The organism is Aeromonas sp., from assembly GCF_050633025.1.
Classification (GTDB): domain Bacteria; phylum Pseudomonadota; class Gammaproteobacteria; order Enterobacterales; family Aeromonadaceae; genus Aeromonas.
Genome location: NZ_JBODRQ010000161.1, coordinates 1 through 6,512, shown reverse-complemented (window position 1 = coordinate 6,512; position 6,512 = coordinate 1). Strand labels below are relative to the sequence as shown.

Sequence of the window (6,512 nt, the reverse complement as noted above, 5' to 3'; positions counted from 1 at the left end):
GTGGTGCGGGATGGCCGCCTGCGCTGGCCGATCCCCGGTGAAATTCAGGAGCTGGTGGATCTCACCATCCATCGGGTGCGTCGCCGTGCCAAATACCTGCTGCTGGAGACCGATTTCGGCACCGCTATCCTCCATCTGGGGATGTCCGGCAGCCTGCGGGTGCTGGATATCGGTACCCCGGTCGAGAAGCACGATCACGTGGATATCGAGCTGGAGAATGGCAAGCTGCTGCGGCTCAACGATCCGCGCCGCTTCGGCGCCCTGCTCTGGACCCGTGAACCGGCCGAAGCCCACGTGCTGCTCGCCAAGCTGGGGCCCGAGCCGCTCACCGATACCTTCAGTGCTGATTACCTGCAGGGGCGTGCCAAGGGGCGCAGCACTGCCATCAAGCAGTTCCTGATGGACAATCAGGTGGTGGTCGGGGTGGGCAACATCTACGCCAACGAGGCGCTCTATGCCGCCGGCATTCACCCCAAACGGGCGGCGGGCAATATCAGCGCCGAGCGGCTGGGAACCCTGGTGGCCGAGATCAAGCGCGTGTTGGCCGAGGCGATTCGCCAGGGCGGCACTACCCTCAAGGATTTCACCAGTGCCGATGGCAAGCCGGGCTATTTCGTGCAGCAGTTGCAGGTCTATGGCCGTGGCGGTCAGCCCTGTTTCCACTGTCACACCCTGCTGACCGAGACAAGAATGGGGCAGCGCACCACGGTTTTTTGCACTCATTGCCAGCGCTGAGTGCACTGTTTGCCCCGATCCGGGGGAAGTTGTAACCGCATATTTCTCGGCTGTTGAATATTTGCACAGTTGTCTTTAGTATCTCGGCCGTTCAGGCGGTTTGAGAAATAAAAATGACAATTAAATCAATAGACTGGGAGTATTTATCCCGGCTGGAGCGCTATTGCGCAAAATCCATGGCCCGCTTCCTCTACCCCGAGGGATGTGACCGGAAAACTTTCAATCGCGGCAAGTTTGTGCTGCGCAGCCTGCTCTATCGCAAGTCGCTGAGCCGGGTCTTCAGCCTGTTTCAGTGCGACTCGCTCAAGGCACTGCCAGCTGTCTATCCCGAGTTGCTCGACAAGCCGATGCGCCCCTATCGCTTCGCCAGTGCCAGCGCCCGTGAGCGGGCCGAGATGCTGGAAAATCACTATCGGTTGCTGCTGGAGTGCTACCCGCAGCTGATCGACCCCCTCTATCTGGGCGAGGGGATCGCGTTGGGGCACTATCCCCAGAGCGGCTGCCGCATTCTGCTGCGCCATGATGGCACCTTCCGCCGTGAGGCCGAGCTGGCGCTCTCTATCGTCAACGGCGAGGGGCAGCGCCTCTACAGCTGTGCCTTCTCGCTGGCGGGCAGCGTGGATCGTTTGATTCTGATGATCGGCTCCATGCAGGGGCCGGAGCCTGCGGTCGACAATGCCCAGGATCGGGTGCGTGAGCTGACCAAAGAGGGACACGGCCTGCGACCCAAATCCCTGCTGGTGCAGCTGGTGCTGCAACTGGCGCAGGCCATGGGGGCGGCGGAGGTGCTGGCGGTGCGCAAGCGGGCCCACGTGTTTCAGGCCAGGCGCTACAGCAGCAAGCAGAAAGCCAACCTGCAGGCCGATTATGACGAGCTGTGGCAGGAGTTCGACGCCCGGGATGTGGATGCCAACTTTGTCGCCCTGCAGCTGCAGTCGCGCAAGCCGCTGGAGGAGATCGCCTCCAAGAAGCGGGCCATGTATCGGCGCCGCTACGAGTGGCTCGATCAGCTGGTGCAGGAGATGAATGAGCGGTTTGCCCGTCAGTAACCGGCAAGCAGGCTGACCTCTCCATGCGAGAGAGATACAACAAGGGCTACCCGCGGGTAGCCCTTGTCGTTTCTGTCATCAGAAGAGGGATTAGCGCTGTTGCTGTTTGGCTGCGATGGCTTGGGCCACTACCGGGTCGACAAACTGGCGGATGTCGCCACCGTGCAGCGCCACCTCTTTCACCAGGGTGGAGGAGATAAAGGAGTTCTCCTCGGCCGGGGTGAGGAAGACGCTCTCAAGCGTGGGCATAAGGCGGCGGTTCATGTTGGCCAGCTGGAACTCGTACTCGAAGTCGGAGACGGCGCGCAAACCGCGGATCAGCACATTGGCCTGATGCTCTTTGGCGAAATCGACCAGTAGCCCAGAGAAGCCAACCACCTTGACGTTGGGAAGCGTACTGGTCACTTGCTGGACAAGCTGGACACGTTCTGCCAGATCGAACAGCGGGCGCTTGCTCGGGCTGTTGGCGACCCCGACCACCACCTCGTCAAACAGCTTGGCGGCGCGGCCGATCAGATCGGCGTGGCCATTGGTAACGGGATCAAACGTCCCGGGATAAATTACCCTGGTAGTCATCTTTGCGGTCCTGCAACCTGGAAATTTGGTCGCATTATAAGGTCGTCGCTTGAGAATAGCAGTGCATCAGGCAAGAATACGCCATCGCGCATCAAGCCTCCTTGCATTGATGACAGGGAGCAAAGGGATTTTTTATGAAACGTATTCTGGTCGTTCGCAATGACAAGATTGGTGACTTCATGCTGGCGTGGCCTAGCTTCGCCATGCTCAAAGGCTCCATGGAGTGTCATGTGACTGCCCTGGTTCCGGCCTACACGGCGCCGCTGGCCCGGCTCTGCCCCTGGATTGACGAGGTGATCATCGATCCGGGCGTGCGGGCGGACAAGGAGCAACAGCGAGCGCTGTTGGCGCGGATCAAGGCGGCGGCGTTCGACGCGTCCATCTGCCTCTTCTCCAACTCCCGCAACGCCATGCTGGTGTGGAAGGCGCACATCCCTTACCGGCTGGCCCCGGCGACCAAGCTGGCGCAGGTGCTCTACAACCAGCGGCTGGTGCAACGCCGCTCACGCTCCCAGAAGCCGGAGTCCGAGTACAATCTGGAGCTGATCCGCCGTTTCCTGGCCGATCAGCAGGTGGCCGTGGTGGAGCCCAAGACTCCCTTCCTCAGTTTCGATGAGGCGAGCCTGCAGCAGGTGCGCGAACAGCTGGCGGCCAAGCTCAAGCTCGATGCCAGCCGCCCCTGGCTGATGGTACACGCCGGCAGCGGTGGCTCGGCCAACAACCTCTCCATCGAGCAGTATGCTCGCATCATCATCAAGCTCAATCAGGCCTGCCCCGAGCTGCAGTGCGTGCTGACCGCAGGCCCGGGCGAGGAGAAGATGGCCGAACAGTTGGCGGCCGAGCTGCTGGCCCACGGCGGCAACGGCTGGATCTACCGCTCCAGCGACGGTCTGCCGATGTTCTGTCAGGTGCTCGCCAACGCAGCCCTGTTTATAGCCGGCAGTACCGGCCCGCTCCATATTGCCGGCGCGCTCGATGTGCCGACCATCGGCTTCTTCCCGATGCGCCGCTCCGCCACTCCGCTGCGCTGGAAGCCCCTCAACAGCGAAGGGCGCCACCTGGCCTTCAGCCCGCCGGAGGATAGCGACCATCCTGAGGATATGAGCCAGCTCGATCCCAAGACTATGGTGCCGGTGATGGCCCGCTGGGCAGCTCCTTTCTGGCGCAAATAACGTATGCTGCAGTGCAGACAGGGCCCCGCGGGGCCCTGTTTCGTATGACGGTTATTCCGGCTGCTGTGGTTGTTGGCGTACCCAGAGGTCGGCGTATTTGACGAAGGTGGAGTGGGTGGAGAGGAGCGCCAGCAGCAGCCCCTGCTTGCCATCGAGGAAGCCCGCTTTGAGCAGGTACATCTTGAGGAAGCAGCCGACAGCGTGGATCAGCCCCTGACTGAGGGAGCCCTTCTTGCCGCGAGCGGTTCGCTGATCGGCCCAGGCGCGGGCATAACCGGCCGATTTGACTAGATAGTGCTCCAGATCCCGATAGGTGAAGTGGTGCAGGTCGCCGTAGAGGTTGACGATCTTCATGTTGGCGCGCACCTCCACCTTTTCGTGCACCAGCGCCTCGTTGTAGCTGGTGAGTGCCTTGGGATAGAGGCGCAGCACCCGGTCTGGATACCAGCCGCTGTGGCGGATAAAGCGGCCAAACACCCAGGAGAGGCGCGGCAGCGAGTAGATGGTGTCGCTGGCCGGATTGGCCATCACGTTGGCGATGGCGGTTTTCAGCTCGGGGGTGAGCCGCTCGTCGGCATCCAGCCACAGCACCCACTCAGATTGCACGTGGGACTGGGCCAGCCGGCGCTGCTTGCCAAAGCCGGGCCACTTGGCGTTGACGAAGAAACGGGCACCAAATTCGGCGGCGATGGCCGGGGTTTCGTCCTGACTGCCTGAGTCCAGAATGACGATCTCGTCCACCAGTCCGTTGAGGGAGGCGAGGCACTTGCGCAGGTTGTCGGCTTCATTCTTGACGATCAGAACGGCAGCCAGAGTCGGTTTTTTCACGAAATGGGGCTCTCGGTTGTTGCCCGTCTGGCGGGGCGGATGTGTATTGATGGGCCATTCTAACGGAAAAACGGGTCAAAGAGAGAGCCGCCATTGCCCGTTTCTGTCGGCTGCTTGCCTCTCTCGTCTCGCCCGGCTGGGGAGAAGAAGGGCGCCGCTGGAAAAATGGGGTGACGGCAGCGTCTGCCAAGGATCTTCTGTTATTTATCCAGTCATTCTTGGGGCATAATCTCGCCCAGTGATGATTAACCGCCGGGCCAGACCCGAGAGAAGACGCGTAATGAAAATATTGGTGATCGGCCCCTCCTGGGTCGGCGACATGGTGATGTCCCAGAGTCTCTACAAGGCGATCAAGGCCAACCATCCCGAGAGCGAGCTGCACGTGATGGCCCTTGCCTGGTGCTGCGCACTGCTGGAGCGGATGCCGGAGGTGGACAAGGCGATCACCATGCCCCTTGGCCACGGTGACTTCAAGCTGGTGGCGCGCCGCCGCCTCGGCAAGCAGCTGGCGGCCGAGAAGTATGATCAGGCCATCGTCCAGCCCAACTCCATGAAGTCGGCGCTGATCCCCTGGTTTGCCCGCATTCCGGTGCGTACCGGCTGGAAGGGGGAGAGCCGCTACGGTCTGCTCAACGATCTGCGCAGCAACAAGTCCGCCTTCCCGCTGATGGTGGAGGGCTATCTGGCGCTCGCCTATCCCAAGGTGCAGATGAAGAGCCGGGCCGATATCCCGACCATTCCTCACCCCTCTCTGCACGTTGATCTGGTCAACCAGAGCAAGGCGCTGGAGCGGCTGGGGCTGGATCGTGCCCGCCCGGTGCTGGTGCTCTGCCCCGGTGCCGAGTTTGGCCCGGCCAAGCGCTGGCCTGAGGGGCACTACGCCGTGGTGGCCCAGCAGCATCTGGACGAGGGGTGGCAGGTGTGGATCTTCGGCTCCAACAAGGATGTACCGGTGGCCAACACCATCCGGGATCGGGTCAACCTGCTGACTCGCCCCAATTGCCACGTGCTGGCGGGCAAGACCAGCCTGCACGAGGCGATCGATCTGATGGCGCTGGCCAGCCGGGTCATCTCCAACGACTCCGGCCTGATGCACATCGCCGCCGCCCTCAACCGGCCACTGGTGGGCGTCTATGGCTCCACTTCGCCGCTCTATACCCCGCCGCTGGCGGATCGGGTCGAGATCGTCCACACCGACATCGAGTGCCGCCCCTGCTTCAAGCGCACCTGCAAATTCGGCCATCTCAAGTGCCTGATCGACCTAGCGCCGGAGCTGGTGGTTGATGCCTGCAAGAAGCTGGAGCAGAGCCAATAAGATGCCCTACCGTCTGCTCTACAACCTGCTGATCCATCTGGGATTGCCGCTGGCGCTGCTGGCCCTCTACCAGCCGAAGAAAGGCAAGCCAGGCTTTGGCAAGCGCTGGGCCGAGCATCTCGGGCGGCTGCCTGCCACCGGACAGGAGGCGCCACTGTGGATCCATGCGGTGAGCGTGGGGGAGACGCTGGCCATCACGCCGCTCATTCGCGCCCTCAAGGCGGAGCGGCCCGACCTGCCGATCCTGCTCACCACCACCACCCGCACCGGCGCCGATCAGGCTGCCAAGCTGGGGGATCTGGTGATCCATCGCTACGCGCCGCTCGACTACCCCTGGGCCATTGCCGCTTTTCTAGACACCTTCAAGCCGCGCGCGCTCTGGGTGATGGAGACCGAGCTGTGGCCGAACTGGCTGACCGCCTGCGAGGCGCGCCGCTTGCCGGTGACCATTATCAATGCCCGCCTTTCCGAGCGTTCCTGCCAGCGTTATGCCCGCTTCCACGGCGCCTTCGACGCCCTGAGCCGGCCGCTGACCCATCTGCTCTGTCAGCATCAGGATGATGCCGACCGCTTCGCCCGCCTCGGCATCGATCGTTCGCGGCTGGCGGTGACCGGCTCCATCAAGTTCGATATCCAGTTTGGTGACGAGGTGCAGGCCAAAGGGCGTGCTCTGCGTCAGCAGCTGGGGGCGGATCGGCCGGTCTGGATCGCCGCCAGCACCCATCAGGGTGAGGACGAGCAGGTGCTGGCCGCCTTCGATCTGCTGCTCAAACGCCATCCCGACGCGCTGCTCATTCTGGTGCCGCGCCACCCCGAGCGGTTCGACCGGGTGGCCGA

General features: G+C 62.5%; 7 protein-coding genes. 5 read left to right on the top strand and 2 right to left on the bottom strand.

Translation table 11 applies throughout. The features are described from left to right. The coding region (gene mutM / locus ACRAUW_RS16015; protein ID WP_431363078.1) for a bifunctional DNA-formamidopyrimidine glycosylase/DNA-(apurinic or apyrimidinic site) lyase at positions 1 to 735 on the top strand (735 nt) is incomplete at its 5' end. 176 nt (positions 736 to 911) lie between these two features. Continuing rightward, complete coding sequence (locus ACRAUW_RS16010; RefSeq protein WP_431363079.1) at positions 912 to 1,784, top strand: VirK/YbjX family protein; 873 nt, start codon at positions 912 to 914, stop codon at positions 1,782 to 1,784. A 90-nt stretch (positions 1,785 to 1,874) separates the two neighbouring features. Here ACRAUW_RS16010 and coaD read toward each other — a convergent pair whose 3' ends face one another. Continuing rightward, complete coding sequence (gene coaD / locus ACRAUW_RS16005) at positions 1,875 to 2,360, bottom strand: pantetheine-phosphate adenylyltransferase (protein WP_107683354.1); 486 nt, start codon at positions 2,358 to 2,360, stop codon at positions 1,875 to 1,877. 134 nt (positions 2,361 to 2,494) lie between these two features. On the opposite strand from coaD, the gene ACRAUW_RS16000 reads away from it, so the two are divergent. Beyond that, positions 2,495 to 3,532 carry a glycosyltransferase family 9 protein gene (locus tag ACRAUW_RS16000; protein WP_431363077.1) on the top strand — a complete coding sequence of 346 codons (1,038 nt, stop codon included), beginning with the start codon at positions 2,495 to 2,497 and terminating at the stop codon, positions 3,530 to 3,532. A 51-nt stretch (positions 3,533 to 3,583) separates the two neighbouring features. Here the strand turns inward: ACRAUW_RS16000 and ACRAUW_RS15995 are convergent, their stop codons facing one another. Beyond that, complete coding sequence (locus ACRAUW_RS15995) at positions 3,584 to 4,360, bottom strand: glycosyltransferase family 2 protein (protein ID WP_431363076.1); 777 nt, start codon at positions 4,358 to 4,360, stop codon at positions 3,584 to 3,586. 280 nt (positions 4,361 to 4,640) lie between these two features. Between ACRAUW_RS15995 and waaF the strand changes: the two genes are divergently transcribed. Both waaF and ACRAUW_RS15985 read left to right on the top strand, forming a co-directional pair. Next, positions 4,641 to 5,675: a lipopolysaccharide heptosyltransferase II gene (gene waaF, locus ACRAUW_RS15990; RefSeq protein WP_431363075.1), complete on the top strand. Its 1,035-nt coding sequence runs from the start codon at positions 4,641 to 4,643 to the stop codon at positions 5,673 to 5,675. 1 nt (position 5,676) lies between these two features. Beyond that, the coding region (locus ACRAUW_RS15985; protein ID WP_431363074.1) for a 3-deoxy-D-manno-octulosonic acid transferase at positions 5,677 to 6,512 on the top strand (836 nt) is incomplete at its 3' end.

Bases quoted from the DNA above. Each gene is read 5' to 3' on its own strand.
- ACRAUW_RS16010 (WP_431363079.1), top strand. From the start codon at position 912: ATGGCCCGCTTCCTCTACCCCGAGGGATGTGACCGGAAAACTTTCAAT.
- coaD (WP_107683354.1), bottom strand. From the start codon at position 2,360: ATGACTACCAGGGTAATTTATCCCGGGACGTTTGATCCCGTTACCAAT.
- waaF (WP_431363075.1), top strand. From the start codon at position 4,641: ATGAAAATATTGGTGATCGGCCCCTCCTGGGTCGGCGACATGGTGATG.
- ACRAUW_RS16000 (WP_431363077.1), top strand. From the start codon at position 2,495: ATGAAACGTATTCTGGTCGTTCGCAATGACAAGATTGGTGACTTCATG.